The sequence below is a fragment of the Boseongicola sp. genome, assembly GCF_057460485.1.
Map to the genome: position 1 here is coordinate 18053 of NZ_JBVCWP010000012.1, position 18758 is coordinate 36810.

The following is an 18758-nucleotide window of genomic DNA, read 5'->3' on the forward strand; positions in this document are numbered from 1 at the left end:
ATAGTCATTCGGTTTCCTCCGAAAATGGTAGCACCAACCGGATTGTTGTGCCCACGCCTATGTTTGAATGGATTTCAATCTTTCCATTGAGAGTTTCGGCGCGGTCCGCCAAACCGGGAAGTCCCTGACCGCCATCCTCGCGCAAACCAGTTTGAGACTGCTGGTCAAAGCCGCGCCCATTGTCTGACACGGTGACTTCGATCTTACCGCCGTCCACCATTGCCCGAACATTGAGTATCGTTGCCTCGGCATGACGGGTCGCATTGGCAAGCGCTTCCTGAAGAAATCGGTAAACGCAGAGCTTCGTTGCATAAGGTGCATGGACATCTATGTCAGATCGATCGTCCAAAGTGGCATTAGAGCCAAAAGATTTGTTATGGTCATTTACCGCCTGCGCGGCACAGGCGGTAAGGCTGAGTATTGCAAGGTCAGGGAGTGCGAGACCACGCGAAATCGCCCGCAATTCCGTCATCGCGTTTGAAAGTGATTTCTTTACGATCTCGGCATCTCCAGAAGGGGCAAGCCCCGCCCCCTCCAGTCGGAGGCTCGCCAAAGACAAGTGCTGTGCAACGCCATCGTGGAGGTCATGTCCGATGCGTTGCATGATTTTCTCAGATTGGGCTGCGGCTCTCTGGGCCGCTTGAGCGACACGCTCTCGCAGCACTTCGTTGTGCTTCGAGAGTCTGAGACTTTCTACAAGCTGCAGCTTAACTTGTTCACGCTGTCGTTCGATCATTCTGCTGCCAGCATGGACGATCACAAATAACGATACCCAACTCAAGCCGAAGATCTGAATAATAAGCTCCCAGCTATCGCGTCTGGCCATGAGCAACTCTGCAGCCAGGTCTTCAGCCCGTTGGTAGAATTCGACGACGATCAGAACCTCACCTGTTCGCGCGTCTCTGATCGGCACATAGACCTCCAACATTGGGATGCCCAAAGTGCTGTCAGGACGCTCCGCCTGAATTTCCAGATTCTGAAATTGAGAGGCCACCTCTCCAGACCAGGCTGTCAAAAGTGCTTCGCTAGGCTCATATGTGCGGCCGCGCAGCTCCGGCTGGAAAGAGTCTAAAACTTCGCCGTCTTCACTCCAGATGTTGTAGGTGACGATACTATCTCTGAGGATTCCATCCTGAAAGACTTCCTGCAGTGCTTGGCGAGCTGATGCGAAGATACCGGCACCGTCCTCAATATCAAACGTTTGGCTTGGTATAAGGCTTTCAATGTAAAGCGCCGCGGAGGCGCCTGAGTTCCGGACGACGCCTTGTTCGATACGGCTTGAGACCCAGGTGCCGACAGCATACGCAGCCAGGATCATAACCAAACCACCGCCCAAAAAGAACTGTACCGACAGCGAGCGGAAAGGAAGCATTAGTTTTCGGAGCACAACTCTCATTCCCCGGTGATGCCTGAAGACATCGCCCATTTCTATGGACCAAGGTCCGTCCAACATGAGGCTAGGCGACGGATGGCCGTCGGGGCTCTCTGGAAGTACGCCCTGGTTGATCCGTTTTCGGCTGGCTTGACTGTATATGCCGCCATTGGTTGTGTCGCCAAAAACCAATCAACCGGGCGCTAAGTCGCCCCCCGCGTTGTATCGTCGAAAATCGGGCTCGGGCCAGAACAATCGTAAACCAACGTTGGAGGTCCGCTTTGCGGACCTTCGTAAATAGCGCGGCACGCTTCATATTTGGAGGGAAAGAGACGTCCGCTGCAGCCGTCAATATGTTGGGGCATGACAACGCGTTAGCCCTTCGGACTCCATCGGCCCTAGCTGCGGACAAAGCGAAAGCTTTGCTATGGAGAATGTGGTGTTCGCCTATTTCAGGCGGAAACTTGGGAGGGAAAGATGCCGATTTTCTTGATTGCAGATGTGAAAGTGACTGATGATGCCTGGCTGCCAGATTACGCAGGCAAGGCGCATGACATTGTTGCAAAGCACGGGGGCAAATACCTGTCCCGGAGCGGCAATATTGAAACGATCGAGGGCGAGGGGCTCGATACAACTTTGATTGCCCTTATCCAATTCCCTTCACGCGAAGCTCTCGATGCCTTTGCAAGCGACCCTGCGTACGCTCCATTTGCTGCCGCGCGTAAGGCAGGGAGCGTGAGCCGGTTTCACGTTATTGACGACACAGAAATCGCAGGGGCTATCCCGTATCTGTCGAAGCCGGAATAATTGGGCTTCAGACGCTTGAAGAAAGCTTAAGAAAGCAAAACGTCGGCGCCGTGTTTGCGGCGCCGTAAACCCAATTTCACATAGGATGGTCAAGGAATGGCTAAAGCGATCCACAGCATGATCCGCGTGAGTGATGAGGCTGCGTCAGTCGAGTTTTACACGAAAGCATTCGACCTTTCCGAAGCTGACAGGTTCGATTTCGATGGGTTCACGCTGATCTACCTTTCAAGCACTGATTGTGAATTTGAGGTCGAGCTGACGGTGAACAAAGGACAAGATGGGCCCTATGATCTCGGCAATGGATACGGCCACATTGCATTCTCAGTCGAAGACATCGAGGCTGAACACGAACGGCTCTCAGCGCTTGGCTATGCGCCGGGAGATACTAAGTCGCTGGAAAACCAGGGGCGCCCTCTCGCCACGTTTTTCTTCCTGCAAGACCCCGACGGATACCAGATCGAGGTTCTGCAAAGGGCCGGGCGCTACAAATAGATCCGCGGCAGACGGTCCGTGTCGGTATTGCGCCGATCGAAAGTCCGTTTAGCGGACCTTCGTGCATGGCGCAGCGAACGGCAGCTGCGAGCCTAGAGCTACCAACACTGCGCCCATCTCCAATGACCGCTTAACCCTTTCGCGGTGAATTAGGCGGCACTTTCATGATCTTAATAGTTTCAAATCCTCCAAGGAACTGCGTAACCCATCCGACCCGATGAAATGCAAGGCTTGCCAGCCGGCGATCCGCGCTCCTTCGACGTTTTTAGGGCTATCGTCGATAAATAGGCATTCATCAGGCCGCAAATTGTTTCGATCTGTCAGCACTTCGTATATCCGCCGGTCAGGTTTGGTCAGCTTTTCTTGGCCTGACACGACGACATCCTCAAAGGCATTTTTCAGTTCGGGATGCACTTCTTCTGCCATGGGCCAAGTTTCTGCTCCCCAGTTGGTCAATCCGAATACCCTTAGTCCCGATGTTTTCAGATCACCTAAAATCTTCCAGCTTCCGCTGATTTTTTTCTGGATGGTTTCGGGAAATCGGTCAAAGAATTGATCCAGAAATGGTGCATATTCTGGCCATTTTGCACTCACTGCCGCAACGGCTTCTGAGCGCGACCGGCCGCGGTCTTGCTCTAAGTTCCATTCGTAAAACCCTACCTCAGCAAAAAACTGGTCAATCGTGGCATCATCTGGAAAAGTCCCACGGAAAGCAGCATGCTCATCCCAGGTAATCAATACATTGCCGATGTCAAAAACAATATTGGTCACTCAAGCCTCCCTTTGACGGGTATACTAGTCTGTTTTCGACTCAGACCGCCATCTGTCGAATTCAAGCCCCTATTGCCCCTGTTTCGGCTCCCTAAAGGACAGAAAGCGGGTCTGGACGCCGCCCCGCAGCGAATACACACTCGTCCCCCTTTGCGGACCTTAGGGCGAACTGCAGCGAACGGCAGAAATAAGCCCGCTTTGCAGATTTGCTGCGGCGTGGCTAAGGTCTGCTTTATGTTTGCCGTGATCAGATCCGCGACAATATAAATCGGAGCTTTTCTGAGCGTTATCTGTCGCAGCTCTATTTCAGGAAATGGAAAAGGAATGGAAAATGTCGGAGCATGGATATGAGGACGGGCGCCTCAACCTTCCATTCGTTGGAATTTGTACGTTTGGCAAATATCCATACGTAGAAGACTGGAACGCAATAGATGCAGATGTGGCTGTGCTAGGTGCGCCTTATGATTTCGGTTGCCAATGGCGTTCAGGTGCCCGAATGGGTCCGCGCGCCATCCGCGAAGCCTCCACTCTTTTTTCATTCGGTCATGCTGGCGCATACGATCACGAGGATGACATAACTTATCTGGAGCGATCGAAGGTCAAGATCGTAGATATCGGCGATGCGGATATCATCCATACTGATACGATGAATAGTCACTCGAACATCGAATATGGCGTTCGAAAAATTCTTGCTGCAGGCGCAATTCCCGTTGTCATGGGGGGCGACCATTCGGTCAACATCCCCTGTATCAACGCCTTTGACGATCAAGGGCCAATTCACGTGGTCCAGATCGACGCACATCTAGATTTTGTGGATGAGCGCCACGGAGTAAGATTTGGCCATGGAAATCCGATGCGCCGCGCAGCTGAAAAACCCTATGTAACGGGCTTGAGCCAAATCGGCATTCGCAACGTATCCTCCACCGCGCGCGACGGTTATGTCGATGCTCGCAAAATGGGGTCGGACATTCAATCTGTGCGCCAAGTTCGGAAATTGGGTATCAAGGGCATGCTGCATCGTATTCCAGAGGGTGCTCGCTACTACCTTACGATCGATATCGACGCCTTTGATCCTTCAATTGCACCCGGAACTGGAACGCCCAGCCACGGCGGGTTTATCTATTACGAGGTGTTGGAACTGATTGATGGGCTTGCAAGACGTGGCAGCATTGTGGGCGTCGACCTTGTCGAAGTTGCGCCTGATTATGACCCAACTGGATGCACATCCACCCTAGCAGCGCAAATATTGATGAACACCATAGGGCGGATCCTCCATCACAAATAAGTTTCCGCCATCGAAGAAAAATCGGGCATTGGTGCTTTCAGCATTGGCGGCGGCTTTGTCCGCTCTGCGGTCATTGTCCGGATACGTTCGGATGGCCGCAGTCCAAAGCAGGCCTAGTTTGGTGCGCACAGTCGTTTCCCGACAGCAGCGGAGTGATCTACTCTCCAGTTTTCTTTGTTATTTGTCCGCTTCCGACATGCGAAGTGAGGCTCTGGCGCTGCGTCCAAGATGACGTTCACGCCAAATGACCATTAGCCCACTGATCACTATCAAAACCGCGCCCGGAAACAGGTCCCTAATTGGCGCTTCGCCAAAGAACAGCCACCCAAAAAAGAATGCGAAAGGAATACCAAAATAGCTGAAGGGTGCAAGATTGCTCTGTTCTGTCATCCTGTAGGAAATCACCAAACACAGAACCGCCGTTCCGCCAAGGCCGCCCATTGCGACAATCCAGAGGAAGTCAGACAGGCTGTGAATGGGTGAAAAGCCACCAAGGAAAAAAGCAAGCAGACCCGATCCGACGACTGCGAATGCGGTTGAATAGAGGTTAACCAGCGCACTTGGAACATCTTCATCCACAAGCCGCGCGGTTACACTGGAAAGAGCATAAAGAACGGCCGCGCCAACAGGAAGTAGAGCATCCCATGTGAAGCTATTCCTGCCCAGCCCCACCACCATCAAAACGCCAACGAAGCCAACCAGTACGGCGCTCCAGCGGACGACTCCAACCCGTTCCTTCAGTATCAAGACCGCGAAAACTGTCGTGAAAAGCGCTCCCGAGTAGGTAATGGTTGTTGCGGTCGCAAACGCAATGCGCCCAAGCGAAAGGTAAAACATCAGCTGTGCGAACGTCACGATTACGCCTCGCAAATAAACGATGGACCGCTGCCGGACGCGCAGCCTTCGCCCACCCCGATGCCAGTCGCTCGAGGACCAAAGAGCGATGGCGCTCGGTATCACCCCAAAGATGTTGCGATAGGCAGAAAGTTCCGGTGCAGAATATTCGGCGGATAAATGTTTGATGATCAAACCCATAAAGTCGAACAGCACTAATGCGACGAGACTGATTGCAATGGCGCGTGCGACAGAACCGCTTTGGGTCATCTTTCCTCAACGAAAATCGTGGCACCCCACTGTGTTTGCGGATGTCCGTTTATTTAAATGGATAAAACGGGCGGCATTTCCGTTTTTTACAACAGCCCCCCCTGAATGGCATGCAAAGAGACGGTCCGGCAATCGACAAATTACATGACGTTCCATCATACGATTGGCTGCTTTGTCCGGCGGGCTCAACCGGTCGAAGCAGACCTGAGTGCCAACTGTGGCGAACGAGGCATGAAAACCAACCAAGTTACATCTTATCAAAGCCGCAAGCCCGTCCGAATAACCGGGACCACTTCATGCCATCCCGGTCTGCTGGCACACATGTTCAGCAAAGAAGCTGCGATTGCGGACATACTGTTCAATTGAAGGTGCCGGGCCATTTCGAAGCTGCCTACTCCACGGGCGAAACGTCTCCGCAGAGGTGGTCGATCAAGAACGTTACGAGAGCCTGACCGCATTCTAGGCTTGTTCCACACGCCTTTAAGATGGAGCAATTTTCGCAAAATTCTCCTTGCTCAAGTTTTGCGCTCGCGTGGCGGTGCTCGGAGGGATGATAGCGTCTTTCTTGTCTGTCTTTTCCCCAAAAGGTCTTACTGAATCATGTCTGTCCTTTTCTAAACGTAGCGAGATCACCCCTCGTTGCCCGAAGGAGCGTTCGCATGCTAGGATTAATCGGGACATATGAGAAATTCGATGCAATTTGATGATGCTAGAGACTATGCGACCAAGCGGCTGACAGAGGACTTGTCTCCAGGCTTGTTCTACCACAGCTTGCAGCACACACGTGATGATGTCGTCCCGGCTGTCGAGATGCTTGCGGACAAACAGGGCATTACCGGTACCGATGTCATTTTGCTTCTCACAGCAGCATGGTTTCACGACCTTGGATTTGTTGAGCAACGCAAAGGTCATGAAGCGGTGGGCGCCCGTATCGCTTTGGAGGTTTTGCCAAAAATGGCCTATGGCCCAGCCGAGGTTAGCAGGATTCAAGAGATAATCATGGCGACGGAAGTGCCCCAAAAACCGGCCGATATGCTGGGCGAGATTTTGGCGGACGCCGACCTAGACGTGCTGGGTCGCGAAGACTTTCTTCTGCGAAACCGTAAATTGCGTGAAGAACTTGCGTATTTTGGTGACATATTCACCGATACCGCTTGGTTTTCAGCTCAGATTAATTTCGTGTCTTCACATTCGTACTTCACGACAGCGGCCCAGACTATTCGAAGCGAGCGCAAAGCAAGCAACTTGGCTGATCTTCAAAGACGGCTTGACGAGGCGGCCGGTACATCTGCTCAGGCTTGAAACAGTTCCCTGAACTGGGCTTTGTCATATGTCCGGTGCCAGTATTTCAGGTAAATATCTTTAGGAATGGCCAAGACTGTCAATTCCTGCTCAGCCACGACATTTGCATTGCGCACAGCCCCTCGGATGACACCTGTCACGCCGACCGGATTCCACGGCAGAATGGCGAAACCCTCATAGCCGCCTAGGGGTAAAATCCTGAGGCCAGTCCCTTCGGGAATGTAAACAAAGCCTGCCGGACCTCCGGCCTCAATCAATGTATCGCCGGGATAAAGCGTAATTTGGCGGACTTCACTGAGACCTTCATAGGGGTCGATCCCGTCGGTCTGGTGGCCGAACCGTGCAACCGTTTCCAGCATCTCGACCCGTTTTTCCAAATCCCAGTCGATAACTGTCCCTTGCAGATAATGCGCCCGCTCAACGGCAGAGTTTGCCTGCAAGGAAGGGACCACGCGGGTCTGAGCCGCCGCCTCTGGGTTCAAGCGCAATATGCCGAGGCAAACGAGGTCTGCAAAGGCGGGATTGTCATCGACGGATTCGAGAAGGATCAAAATGTCCTTGGTGCTGCGCAACCCGTCGGGCGACATCTCAAGCGCTCTATGAAAACTCTGAATCACGTCGGCCTGTATGTCGTTGATAATATGGGCGGCGCTCACAGAAGCGATCAGGACAGTTTCATGGTCACTGAACATTCCATGGTGGAAAGAAATTCGCAGATTGCCGTCCCTGTCCAACTCACTACTGGCGATATTGGCTTCACCGGCGCCAATACGGTCGGGAAGCTCAAGAAGGTAAAGGTGCTCTTCATCAAGGCGTAAGGCGTAGACTGCATTGGCCGTGCGTTGGTCGACAAAAACCTCGTAGTTGCCGGATGTTTTCAGGACCGTGCCGCGTTGGCGCAAGGCATCGGCGCAACGCAACGCTCGCAAGGTGTCGATTACGTCATCGGCCAACTCCCGCAAATCGGTGTTCTCTGAGGTTAGCCAGAGGAACGCGTCTCTTTCGAAATCCGAATACAGCACATCGAGTGGCGCTGCCTGCGCACCGGCCCCCTCAAGTGGTTTGTAGGCCGCCAGTTCAGCCTTGGCCGCGGCCAATTCGACCGAGACGCTGGCTGCATGAGCGCCGCCTTGGCCTTCTTTGGCAACGGCTCGCTCGGCCTTTGCGACACGCTGCTGACAATACATCGCATAAAGATCGTTGCGCGCGACCTTCAGCAACATGTCCCTCAAAGCGGCTGGGTCATTGAGCATTTCAACCGGAACTTTGCTTTTACTATGGCAAATCGACATGGCTGCGATCTCGCGCAGTATCATTTGCGGTGGCAAAGCAAGTGCACCAGCTTCGCTAAGACGCAAGATCCGCGCGGCCAAACCAGCCCTATTATCGGACCAAAGCTGCGCCATGGTCGCGTCGAAGTCTGGCGAGAACGTTGCTTGTGTCGCAAACTCCGGATGCATCGCGCGGCCAAATGCTGACATGTCGACCATCCCAATGTCATGCAGGTAGGCTACAACAACACCGTAAGCGCTCATCCACTGGAACCGCTCGGACGAACGGGTCGGGATCAGCACGCCGTGGATCGTCTCCAAGACATGCAAAAGTTGTTCAGCAACGTCGCGCACATGGACCACGCCATGATCCGAAAACAACGCAATATGATTGCCCGGATCTTCCAGAAATGCAGGGTCCTTTATGGCCTCTGACAACTGCGACTGGCTGTTCACACGCGCGTAGAAACGGGCCTCAATGTCATTCCGAATATTGGGCGCGAGGAATGCATCGAGAGGTCCGGTTTCAGTCATTCTCCACCTGCGTATTGGGTTTACCCTGCAAGGATGCCAGATCGGCCATGCGCGCGCGCAGCCGTTGGGTCAGAACCCGAAGTAGTCCGCGCGCCACTTCTGGGCGGATCTCTATGAGTTCAAACAGCGCATTCTGATCAAGCTGGAGCAGCTGCACATCGTCCAAAGCCCGGACCGTTGCGCTCCGCGGTTCGGGATCCAGCAGGGCCATTTCGCCAAATACATCACCGGCGCCTAAGGTGCTCAACAAGGTTTCGCCATCATAGACTCCGACTTGGCCTGAAGCGATCACGAACATGCTCTGGCCCAGACTGTCTTTTTCAAAAACAGTCTTTCCGGCAGGGTGGTCTACGACATTTGTTACGGCGGCCACGTCGGTCAGGATGTCGCCCGTCGTTTCCGAGAAGATCCCGGCGGAGCGTAGGGTCAGGACTTTCTCGATTGTTGAGAGCATCGGTTGGTTTCCACTTTCTTTGGTACGGATCATCAACTCCTCCGCGACCTGCCTCAGGATCGCGTCTTGCGATCCTGAGGCCTTGAGCGCGAGGGCCTCCAATGCCGACTTGTCATGGGTCTTTAAGGCGTACAGAGCGCACGCCCGTGTCCAGCCAGTCAAGGCACCGGTCTCGTCTGACGCGATGACGTCCAGCCGAGCGAGTCTGTCGACGGTGGTCGTCTCGAAAGCCGATGTCTGTGGCCCCAAGACACGCTCCGGTACCGCAGCATCGAACAGTGGCACTGTGATGGAGCGCAGTGCCGAAGGGGTTTGTGTATCGATCACCTCAAGAGCGTAGGCTCTCCGGTCTGGAGTGCTTCCAGCGAGACTTTCAGAGGCCAATTTCAAAGCCGACGCATCACCTATAAGCGACAAAAGTGACAGAACCCGGCTACGACATGCAGCGAATTCGGTCTCTAGCCCCTCCACGATCAGACCATCCACTTGTGAACGACCAATGTCGCGTATGCTGACCGCAATGGCTGTAGCCGCTGCGATTTCTTTTTGGATAGCTGTATGTATTGCAGCACCATCATCGCGTGACGCTCGAAAGCCTATGGTCTGTAGAGCGGTTAGGGCGGCACTTCTAAGCCGCGCATCTTCCGAGGGGACAAGGTTCCAAAGAGCCAAAATCGCAGCAGGATCACGCTTGCGCCCGCAGATCATCGCAAGAAGCCGTGCCCGGTCGATTGGCAAATCGGGGATAGCGAATTCAGAAAGAATAACCGGCAGCGCGCTGGGGCCGTTGATCAGGGCATTTGCCGCTGCATTTGTCGTGGCTGGAAGATCAAGTGCTTCCATCACGCAGCGCCATAGGGCGGGGTTGTTCAGCTTGCCTGCCGCAATCAAGGCGGCACGGCGGATCTCGATGACATCTCTTGACAGAAGTCTCTTTATCAAACCTTCAGAATCTGGGGCAAAACCCTCACCAATGATCTGAGCGGCAATGACCTGATCATTCGGGTCCTCAGACTGCACAATCAGTCCCAATTCATGTGTGGCAAGGGCTGCTTCAGGCGATGCTCTTGCGGCCAACAGTCCAGCGATTGCAGCGGCACGAACAAGCAGTGGTCCTCCCGCATGGATCTGTGCCAACACTGCCTCGGTATCGCCAAGTGCCGCAAGGCAACGCACTGCAGCCGCTCTCTCCTGTGCCTCAGAACTGATCGACAATAGACCGCGGACAGCTTGCGTTGCTCCGGTTTGGTGCAGGGTCGAAACACTGTCCAGCGCGGCGCGTCGAACCCATGTGTTTGGATGGGACAACAGGTCAGGTAATTCAGCTGCCAAACCATCAGGATCGGCATCGGTCAGCACTCGGATAGCATAGCTCACAGTACCTGGTTGCGGACTTCTGAGAGCGGTGTGAAGCGCGGTTCTTGCTTTTGCATCGGTCAAAATAAGCTGGGTCGCTCGAAGTGACCGCCGGTCCAACGCCTCAAGCAGCGTGCGCACGTACCAACGCCCCACAACAATTGCGAGGCCCAGAAGAAAGGCAAGGATAACGACAAGACCAAGAATGAGGGGGGCAGACTGGTCGACATAAAGCGCGCCCAAAATCAACAACGCGCCTCCTGCCAAGCCTGTCGCAATCGGCTGGGCCACGCCATCGGCCATCGTCTGCACGCGAGTGCGCAGACTGGGCGGCAGCGGTTGATAGAGCATCGAGCGCGCAGATTGGTCGATCGAGAAACCCGCACCGACGCTCCACACTTTGGTCGCAACTGCTGCGGCGAACAGGAACCAGAATGGGAGCGCTGCGAGTTCCACCACAGACATAGCCAGGGCGCCGATGGCGAGGCCAACCGGGAGGATCAAAAGGCTAGCACGCAAGCCAAAGCGTCCCATGACACGGCCCGACAGGACAAAATTACTAAGCAACGTCAAGACACCCAGCACGCCCAGATAGATCCCCAAAAAACCAGCCAAGGCAGTTTCGTCCGAATACTGAACTGAAGCGGCTTGGTAGAAGATGTTGTCGATAAAAAAGAAACTTACCCACCAAGCGACCGTCAGTAGAAGGATGGACCAGATGTATCGATTGCCCCAAAATCGCATCGGTGGCTGAGGCGCCGCTTGCGGGCTTTCCGAGCTGGCCGAAACTGCAAGTAAGTGACCGTAGCGGCGCAGCGTAAACGTCATTGTCAGCGCCGCTCCCGCCATTCCAAGTGCGGCCAGCCAAAGCAGATTGGACAACCCGACAAGCGGAGCAATGAAGGGCATTAAAAAACCCATCGTCACAATCGCCAGCCACTCACCGGCCCCAACAAGACCAAAAAGGCGCTTTCCTTGCCGGACATTCAGGATCCGACCCGCGAGTGACCAGAACGCCATGTTCCCGAAGACCACCGCAATCTGGAACAGGACCGGCAAAGCAAAAACGAGCCACTGAGGTCGACCAAGTGCTAGTCCAGCCGCAAATCCAAGCGTAATGGTGAGCTGGCCGACAAGGTTGAGCGTCAAAGTCCCCCCAAAGCTCAGCCAACGCCCTACCTGAAGATAAAGGAACGTCAGAGCACTGATGACGAGCGCCATTGCGATGTATGTCCAAGGCAGCAGAACTGCACCAAACTCGGTCAGGAAAAGTGTGAACGCAGTGGTCTGCGTGAAGGCTGAGGCGATGCCGGTACAAAAGTATTGGAGGAACAGCAGTCCAGCTAAGCCCTTCTCACCGGGGTTGAGGTTCAAGGTCTTCTCAAGCGATTTCAACCAACCGCTCCCAGACGACTGAGGAATGACCCGATCATTGCAACCAGTCTCAAGGGGTCAACGCGAGTGATGCACTGAAATATTGACTGGCACCTTCCAAGTCTCCCCGATCGCGTGCTTGCATCCCTGCTTTTTCAAGATAGCTCACCGCTTTGGGGATGTCATCGGACGCTTCCCAATGGAAAGCAATTTCTGCATATGGCGGTTCCTCGTCTGTTTCCAGAAGATGCTCGGCCAATGTACGATGGAGTTGTCGTCTTTGGGCAAACAGCATGAGTTCGTAAGCTGAGTTACGGAGTATTGGGTCGGCAAAGCGATAGCTCAACGGTTCAGAGGATATCTGGATCAGCACGTCCAAAGCGCGCAACTTGGCGAGCTGGTCCTGCAACTCGCCATCCTCGTTCGCCTCGGGAAAAATTGCAGCCAGAACTTCAGCGGCAAACTCAACGCCGATGACACTCGCGGCCTTGAGCACCAGCTGATCGTCCGGGGCAAGGCTATCAAATACCCTGTTTGCATCCTGCCCCACAACAGTGCCGCGCGGCGCATCTTCAGCCAACAACCGAAGAGGGCGATAGACTTGCACGGGATCGGCTTTGCCCTTCACGCGAATGGGCGGAATGGCTTGGAATTGAATGCGCGAGCTGGCGGCATCAAAGATCGAAACATCGCAAAGTATAGCCGATCGTACACCAGATAGCTCGGCCCCAGCGGCCTGCATCAACCGCGCCGCTAGGTTTGTCTTGTCACCGATGGCCCCATACGTCCTCTGCGCTGCGCCGCCGTAGGCACCTACCCGCATCTGCCCACATGCCAAACCGATCTGCAAATCTGTGATCCCGTCAAACTCAGCTGGAGGCATGCTCAACTCCATTGCCGCGAGCGTTGCCCGAACAGCATCATCACTTCGAGACAAAGGCGCACCAAAGGCGATATAGAGGTATGATCCCTTGTCGCCGACCGTGACTTGAATGACGGATCCGCCATGGGTATTGACCACCTTGCCAACCCAAGTGAAGAACGCGTCTAGGCGCAGCGCCGCTTCTGGGTCTTGGTCGTAGTCTAAGCCACCGAACTTTAGAAACAGCGCGGCCACAGGGCGCAACTCGGAGAGCATGTCGCTCTTTCCTGCACGGACGTGATCAAAAACAGTCGGCAGCATCCATGGGCGGGCTTGGTCTTCGCTGATCTCGGAAGGCAGTTCGGCCCAAGGAGCATCAGCAACACCGGACTTCAAACCGCTGACAACGGCATAGGCGCCATTTTCTCGTAGCTCGACCACATCAAGATGGTCGAACCCTTCCTGCAAACCTACACGCGCAACAATAATTTCACCTTTGTTGGCTTGATGCTCCGCCGCCGAGAGGGTTTGAAGGGATTGGCCGGCTAGCACATCGAACTGGTGGCCTGCATCCTGTCCGACCAATATTCGCCTTGCTGTTCCGGCGGCAACTGCAACTTTGATAGCCAGTTCAACCGGCGTATCAGCATGGGTCAAAACGGTTTCAAACTCCGTCATTCCAGCCTGCATAGCCAATGCACAGGCGACCGCCCGGTCGGCGGCCTTGTCACCGCAGGGCTCTCCATTTGCATCCAAATCGTCAAACCAACACGTGATTGCGTCGCCACTAAACCCGATTACGCAGCCACCAAACCTATGCACCTCAGTGATCAAAACTGAGAAAACGCGATTGAGGTGGCGAATGACCTCCTCGGCACCGCGCTGCAGTCCGATTTCTTGCGCAAGCGCTTCAGTCAGGGATGTGAAACCAGAGATGTCTGCAAATAGCGCAGCCCCCCGCACGTGCTCGGGCAGTTTTCTGTTCGCAGTAAGCGCATGTCGTCGATCAATCGGCATGTAGACGCCAAGAGTTTCGGCCTTTGCCAATTCCTTCTCTTCAATATCGAGCTGCAGCTGATGAAGCTGCTGGAACAGGCGCTGCTCTCGGGCGCGCACTTCCTGCGCCATATTGCGAAAAACGCGCGCCAGTTCCCCTAAGGCATCGGTTCTCGCCGCCACTCCATCGATCATCTCCGGCTCAAAAGCCCGCTTTTCAATCGCGCTGGCCGCATTGGTCAAAGCTTCCACCTGCCGCAAATGCTCTAGCGCCTCGCTAAATAATTGCGCGTTGTGCAATGCCGCCCCCGCATTTGCAGCAATCGTGGTGAGCAGGCGCAATTCCTCGTCGCCAAACCGATCTTGGGCCCGTGTGCTTTGGACTGAAATCACTCCAATCGTGCCTTTGGTCGTTTGGATGGGCACGGCAAGATAGGAGAGCGGCTCGACTTCCCCAACCAAAGTCACCCCAAAGCCAGCGAGAGACTCACTGACATTCTTGTTCATCAGTAATGGCTTGCCGGACTCGATAATCTTACTTGTGAGCCCCTCACCCAGTACGAGTGTCTCAAACTCAACACCATACTTATAAGGGAAAGAAATCAGGTCGGTTTCCTCATCAACCAAAGCCACATAGGCAATGTCAGCGTCGAAAATCTCGCGCACCTGATTGCCAATCAACTCGATCGTGTTGTCGAGCTCTGACTCCGCGACCAAAGCTTGAGAGATTTTCCCGATAGCCCCCAGCTCAACCGCACGCTTTTCCGTTACTTTCAAAAGGCGCCGCGCCTCATGCAAGAGCCGGGCATTTTCAATTGCAGATGCGGCGTAGGCCGCAAAAGCCTCTGCCAAACGGGCATGGGCTTGCGTGTAGAAATTCGCTTTTAGGCTATCGAGCGTGATCATACCGATCAGCTGGTCGCCGAAGATCAACGGCACCCCCATCCAGCCTTTCACCTGAACACTTTCGTGTTCATCGGTGAAGTTGCTGAACTCCTGTGAGACATCGCTCACGATGACTGGTTCGCGCTGTTTGAGAACCTTCGTGGCAGGATCGTCTGGACTGCCCCAGTCAAAACTCTGCCCAATCACCTCATCGACATTAGGGAAGCCATTGGCCCCTACGATTCGCAACTTTTTGCCGTCGATCTGCTGAATACTGCCGCTGTCATAAGGGATGACGCGGCGCAACTCGCTCAAAATCAGATCAAAGACCTGACGCAGGTCCAACGTGCTACCCAACGACTGCGCCGCTTTTGTTAATGTATCCGCCTGGTTGCGCGCCTCGCGCTCGGTCTCGAACAGTCGCGCATTCTCGATCGCAGTGGCCGATTGTGCCGCAAAAGCCATTGCAACGTCTGCATGGTCCTGCGTGTAAAACGCCTCCTGTTTATGATCCAGAGTAATCATGCCGATGAGCCGCTCACCAAACAAAAGCGGCACGCCCATCCAGCCCTTCACGCTGCCCTCACCATGGGTCTCATCGTTGAAATGTTCAAATCGTGCCGAGACATTCTCAATGATGATCGGCTTATGTTTGAGCACGACATCGGTCGCAGGATCATCCGGATCACCCCAGTTAAATCGTTGGCCGATCAATTCGTCCAGGTTTGGAAATCCATGCCCTCCAACGATCACCATTTCGTCGCCAGCAATTTGTTGAACACTACAGCTGTCGTAGGGAACGACCTTGCGAAGTTCCGTCAAAATTAACGAAAATACCTGCTGCAGGTTTAAAGTGCTGCCGAGCGATTGCGCCACTGCTCTCAATGTGTCGGCCTGCTTTCGCGCTGTACTTTCAGTTTCGAACAAGCGCGCGTTCTCGATGGCAGTCGCGGCCTGCGCGGCAAATGCGGTTACCAGATCAGCATGTTCTTCGGTGTAGAAGTCTGCTTCGAATTTATCGAGAGTCAAAACACCAATTACTTCGTCGCCAAACATCAAAGGAGCACAGATCCAGCCCCGGATCATTCCGCCACCGTGTACCTGACTGGCAAAATGAGGATGATTTGAGACGTCTGCAAAAACCTGCTGTCTGCGAGACTCCAGAACCTGAATACTTGGATTGGCATCGTCGTCCAGCTCAAATCCAAGGCCAAGCATAGAGTCCAGAACGTCAAACCCTCGGCCGCCAACGATTTCGAGACGACCGTTCCTGATGACCTGAATCGACGACGAGTTATAAGGAACGACCTTCTGCAGCCCGCCAAGAATAGCGTCAAACGTATCTTGGGCATTGAGCGACTTACCAAGGACCTGGGCTACTTCAAAAAGTGTTTCAGCTCGAATCTTTGCGGCTTCAAGCTGTCCAATACGCTGGTTTGCAAGTTCCAGCGCCTCCCGCAATTTCTGCGGGCTATCCTCCACTGTTCCCATGGAGAAATGGTACTTGCGAGTTGTCGACTAGTCGAGTCGCAATTCTCTCTTTCCTGCTGAACCTCGTTTCACTTCTGGCAAAATTTGACTGAAGTCTGGCCCAAGCGCCAGTTGTTTGTAAGGCACGTATAAATGGGAGAGGTGGTGCGACTTGCGCGAACACTGGCCGTTGTCTGTGATGTTGAGCGTTGGCAAAAAAGCGCTTGAGAACCGGTTGATCCGGCGTTGGCTTAAGTACGGCTTTCCCAAACCGCAAGCCCGCGCAAAGGCACGGCACAACGAGCTTCCGTACGCGACCCGCTGTCTGGAAAACAGCGTGCCCGCCGATATGACGGTTTGGCACTAGGCGCGTTTTGGAGAAACCCGCGCAGAGCTATCGAACCACGTAAACCGAACAATTTGCATGGCGGACCACGCGCGAGGCATTGGGGCCAAGCAGGTAATCTTTCAGGTCGGGGTTGTGCGCGCCAAGCACGATCAGGTCGGAACCCGCCAGTTTTGCAGCATGCAGGATCTCTTGATAGACACTGCCCACCGCAACAAGGTGTCGCACATTGGCATTAGCGTCCTTGCCAAGCAGGCCTTCAGCAAAGGACTTCAGTTGCTCGTCAGCCGTATCACGCGCAGTCGCGACGTGATGTTCCTCAAAATACGCGCCTACGACGGTTGCGCCGAGATCGGGAACAACAGTGAGCAGATCAAGTTGCGCGTCCTCCATTGCCGCAAGTTGTGCGGCTTTTTGAAGGACGACGGCTTCTTCGTTGGGGCGATTGATGTCGATGGCACAGAGAATGGTCTGGGTCATGCGGGTTGCTCCTCACGAGTGGTTGGCGGTGCGCGGCGCGTTTGCAGGAAGGCGACGAGAGCCAAAAGCATAAGCGCCGGGATGAAGATCAGTTCTTTAGGAAGCTGGTTGGCGGTGGCCTGTACGCTGGAGATTGCCACCGGGTCGTCGCCGTAGAAGTCAAACGTCGACAAGGTGTCGGACAAGTCCGTGCCAAAGCTCGGTTCGTCCATGCGCTGTACGTCGCCTTCTGGCACCAGGATCATCCCAAGCGCTTCGAGGCGTGCTTCTGCGCCGTCGACGTCCGGCACAGTTAGCGGCACTGTCACGTCTTTCACCTCAAGCGTGTCGAAATCAGGACCGGAGATGATTGAAGTGGTCCGGCAAATTTGGACAGCGTGCTAAGGTGTATCCAACACGAACGAATGGATACGAGAATGACGAAGCGACGGAACTTTTCAGACAAGTTTAAGGCCACGGTAGCGCTTGAGGCGCTACGTGGAGACAAGACCATGCAGGAGATTGCTGCGAAGCGCCAGCTGCACCCAACGCAAGTGAGCACATGGAAACGGCAGGCGATGGATGGGATGGCGAGCTTGTTTTCCGACAAGGCGAAGAAAGCTGAGAACAAGGAAGGTGAGATCAAGGAACTCCACGCCAAGATTGGCCAGCTCGCGGTGGAAAATGATTTTTTGTCACAAGGGTTAAAGCGATGAGCCCGTCTGAACGCCGCGAGATGATCCGTAAGGAGAACACAGACTTGAGCCTGACGCGCCAATGCAAGCTGCTCAAGATCAGCCGATCCTCAATCTACTACACGCCGGTTGGCTTTGATCAGCCGACGATTGATCTGATGCACGAGATTGACCGGATATTTACGAAGTATCCGTTCTTTGGCAGTCGCCAGGTCGCGGCATATTTACCCCAATCAGGGCTCTCGGCAGGACGGCACCGCGTGCGTCGCCTGATGGGCATCATGGGGTTGCAGGCCATCTACAAGGGGCCGAACACCAGCAAGAAGCACCCCCAGCACAAGATCTGGCCCTACTTGCTGAGAAAGTTGCCAATCACGCGGTCCAATCAGGTTTGGTGCAGCGACATTACCTACATCCCGGTTAAGAACGGCTTTCTATATCTGGTGGCGATTATGGATTGGGCAACGCGCAAGGTGCTGTCTTGGCGGCTCTCAAATACGTTAGATGCCAGCTTCTGCGTCGAAGCGTTGGAGGAAGCCATCGCCAAATACGGGACGCCTGAGATCATGAATACGGATCAAGGTAGCCAATACACAGGCATGGATTGGATCAAGACGCTTACCGAAGCTGAGATCAAAATCTCGATGGATGGGCGCGGCCGGTATCTAGACAATATCTTCATCGAACGGCTCTGGCGCTCCCTGAAGCAGGAGGCCGTCTATTTGCACGAGATTACCAACGGCTTCCAAGCCAAACGGATCATCGACGACTGGATCGGCTTTTACAACTCCGAGCGCCCTCACACCGCGCTCGACAAACGCACCCCAGACGCGGAATACTTCGAGCAAGCAGAAATACGAAACGCGGCATGAACACCAAAATGATGCATCTTAGGCAAGCCGCAAAACTGTCTTAAAAAGCAG

The 18758-nt window shown here is 54.3% G+C and carries 14 protein-coding genes; 6 read left to right on the forward strand and 8 right to left on the reverse strand.

What is annotated here, in order from left to right; translation table 11 throughout:
- Window positions 1-4 precede the first annotated feature (4 nt).
- The gene (locus AC221Y_RS03430; RefSeq protein ID WP_486706785.1) at window positions 5-1387 is read right to left on the reverse strand and encodes a sensor histidine kinase; all 1383 of its coding nucleotides are present in this window, start codon (window positions 1385-1387) and stop codon (window positions 5-7) included.
- A gap of 462 nt (window positions 1388-1849) precedes the next feature.
- Here AC221Y_RS03430 and AC221Y_RS03435 point away from each other — a divergent pair, with 462 nt between their 5' ends.
- A complete protein-coding gene (locus AC221Y_RS03435; RefSeq protein WP_299751081.1) occupies window positions 1850-2179 on the forward strand; it encodes a DUF1330 domain-containing protein in 330 nt (109 codons plus the stop codon).
- 96 nt (window positions 2180-2275) lie between these two features.
- Complete coding sequence (locus AC221Y_RS03440; protein WP_299751078.1) at window positions 2276-2671, forward strand: VOC family protein; 396 nt, start codon at window positions 2276-2278, stop codon at window positions 2669-2671.
- Window positions 2672-2833: 162 nt separating this feature from the next.
- Here the strand turns inward: AC221Y_RS03440 and AC221Y_RS03445 are convergent, their stop codons facing one another.
- Window positions 2834-3442, reverse strand: a complete 609-nt coding sequence (locus tag AC221Y_RS03445; RefSeq protein WP_299751075.1) for an HAD family hydrolase — start codon at window positions 3440-3442, stop codon at window positions 2834-2836.
- A gap of 331 nt (window positions 3443-3773) precedes the next feature.
- Between AC221Y_RS03445 and speB the strand changes: the two genes are divergently transcribed.
- Window positions 3774-4727, forward strand: coding sequence for an agmatinase (speB, locus tag AC221Y_RS03450; RefSeq protein WP_299751071.1), 954 nt, complete (start codon window positions 3774-3776; stop codon window positions 4725-4727).
- A 177-nt stretch (window positions 4728-4904) separates the two neighbouring features.
- Here speB and AC221Y_RS03455 read toward each other — a convergent pair whose 3' ends face one another.
- Window positions 4905-5831 (reverse strand): DMT family transporter, encoded by a 927-nt coding sequence (locus tag AC221Y_RS03455; RefSeq protein WP_299751068.1) that lies wholly within the window; start codon window positions 5829-5831, stop codon window positions 4905-4907.
- Between the two features lie 693 nt (window positions 5832-6524).
- On the opposite strand from AC221Y_RS03455, the gene AC221Y_RS03460 reads away from it, so the two are divergent.
- The gene (locus tag AC221Y_RS03460; protein WP_299751065.1) at window positions 6525-7133 is read left to right on the forward strand and encodes an HD domain-containing protein; all 609 of its coding nucleotides are present in this window, start codon (window positions 6525-6527) and stop codon (window positions 7131-7133) included.
- On the opposite strand, the gene AC221Y_RS03465 is transcribed toward AC221Y_RS03460, so the two are convergent.
- From AC221Y_RS03465 to AC221Y_RS03475, 3 genes are read right to left on the reverse strand one after another with little or no spacing between them, the layout of a single operon-like run.
- Window positions 7124-8938, reverse strand: a complete 1815-nt coding sequence (locus AC221Y_RS03465) for a hypothetical protein (RefSeq protein ID WP_299751063.1) — start codon at window positions 8936-8938, stop codon at window positions 7124-7126. The two genes, AC221Y_RS03460 and AC221Y_RS03465, sit on opposite strands and share 10 nt — an antisense overlap.
- Window positions 8931-12143: an Npt1/Npt2 family nucleotide transporter gene (locus AC221Y_RS03470; protein WP_299751060.1), complete on the reverse strand. Its 3213-nt coding sequence runs from the start codon at window positions 12141-12143 to the stop codon at window positions 8931-8933. Before AC221Y_RS03470 ends, AC221Y_RS03465 begins: the two co-directional genes overlap by 8 nt.
- Before the next feature lie 49 nt (window positions 12144-12192).
- The gene (locus AC221Y_RS03475) at window positions 12193-16356 is read right to left on the reverse strand and encodes a GAF domain-containing protein (protein WP_486706786.1); all 4164 of its coding nucleotides are present in this window, start codon (window positions 16354-16356) and stop codon (window positions 12193-12195) included.
- A 151-nt stretch (window positions 16357-16507) separates the two neighbouring features.
- Between AC221Y_RS03475 and AC221Y_RS03480 the strand changes: the two genes are divergently transcribed.
- Window positions 16508-16702, forward strand: coding sequence for a nucleoside/nucleotide kinase family protein (locus AC221Y_RS03480; protein ID WP_299753930.1), 195 nt, complete (start codon window positions 16508-16510; stop codon window positions 16700-16702).
- 27 nt (window positions 16703-16729) lie between these two features.
- Here AC221Y_RS03480 and AC221Y_RS03485 read toward each other — a convergent pair whose 3' ends face one another.
- The gene (locus AC221Y_RS03485; protein ID WP_299753931.1) at window positions 16730-17161 is read right to left on the reverse strand and encodes a universal stress protein; all 432 of its coding nucleotides are present in this window, start codon (window positions 17159-17161) and stop codon (window positions 16730-16732) included.
- Complete coding sequence (locus AC221Y_RS03490) at window positions 17158-17529, reverse strand: DUF3394 domain-containing protein (RefSeq protein ID WP_366141719.1); 372 nt, start codon at window positions 17527-17529, stop codon at window positions 17158-17160. The genes AC221Y_RS03485 and AC221Y_RS03490 overlap by 4 nt, the downstream gene beginning before the upstream one ends.
- 48 nt (window positions 17530-17577) lie before the next feature.
- Here AC221Y_RS03490 and AC221Y_RS03495 point away from each other — a divergent pair.
- Window positions 17578-18707 (forward strand): IS3 family transposase gene (locus tag AC221Y_RS03495; protein ID WP_486706787.1). Its coding sequence is split into 2 segments (ribosomal slippage): window positions 17578-17851 and window positions 17851-18707, totalling 1131 coding nucleotides; the frame shifts between segments, so codons are not numbered across the junction.
- The last annotated feature ends 51 nt before the right edge of the window (window positions 18708-18758 follow it).